This window comes from Bacillus cereus group sp. BfR-BA-01441, assembly GCF_022663075.1.
In the GTDB taxonomy this organism is placed as follows: domain Bacteria; phylum Bacillota; class Bacilli; order Bacillales; family Bacillaceae_G; genus Bacillus_A; species Bacillus_A cereus.
The window spans coordinates 1-1,044 of sequence record NZ_JAKUEU010000217.1 but is presented as its reverse complement, the minus strand read 5'-3'; the positions used below and the strand labels follow the sequence as shown (position 1 = coordinate 1,044).

Below are 1,044 nucleotides of genomic sequence, written 5' to 3'. Positions count from 1 at the left end.
GTCGAGTGACTCTGCGCCGAAAATGTACCGGGGCTAAATACACCACCGAAGCTGCGGATTGATACCAATGGTATCAGTGGTAGGGGAGCGTTCTAAGGACAGTGAAGTCAGACCGGAAGGACTGGTGGAGTGCTTAGAAGTGAGAATGCCGGTATGAGTAGCGAAAGACGGGTGAGAATCCCGTCCACCGAATGCCTAAGGTTTCCTGAGGAAGGCTCGTCCGCTCAGGGTTAGTCAGGACCTAAGCCGAGGCCGACAGGCGTAGGCGATGGACAACAGGTTGATATTCCTGTACCACCTCTTTATCGTTTGAGCAATGGAGGGACGCAGAAGGATAGAAGAAGCGTGCGATTGGTTGTGCACGTCCAAGCAGTTAGGCTGATAAGTAGGCAAATCCGCTTATCGTGAAGGCTGAGCTGTGATGGGGAAGCTCCTTATGGAGCGAAGTCTTTGATTCCCCGCTGCCAAGAAAAGCTTCTAGCGAGATAAAAGGTGCCTGTACCGCAAACCGACACAGGTAGGCGAGGAGAGAATCCTAAGGTGTGCGAGAGAACTCTGGTTAAGGAACTCGGCAAAATGACCCCGTAACTTCGGGAGAAGGGGTGCTTTCTTAACGGAAAGCCGCAGTGAATAGGCCCAAGCGACTGTTTAGCAAAAACACAGCTCTCTGCGAAGCCGTAAGGCGAAGTATAGGGGGTGACACCTGCCCGGTGCTGGAAGGTTAAGGAGAGGGGTTAGCGTAAGCGAAGCTCTGAACTGAAGCCCCAGTAAACGGCGGCCGTAACTATAACGGTCCTAAGGTAGCGAAATTCCTTGTCGGGTAAGTTCCGACCCGCACGAAAGGTGTAACGATTTGGGCACTGTCTCAACCAGAGACTCGGTGAAATTATAGTACCTGTGAAGATGCAGGTTACCCGCGACAGGACGGAAAGACCCCGTGGAGCTTTACTGTAGCCTGATATTGAATTTTGGTACAGTTTGTACAGGATAGGCGGGAGCCATTGAAACCGGAGCGCTAGCTTCGGTGGAGGCGCTGGTGGGATA

The 1,044-nt window shown here is 52.6% G+C and carries 1 rRNA gene; it reads left to right on the top strand.

What is annotated here, in order from left to right:
- Positions 1-1,044 (top strand): 23S ribosomal RNA (locus MR107_RS30120); the annotation flags it as partial.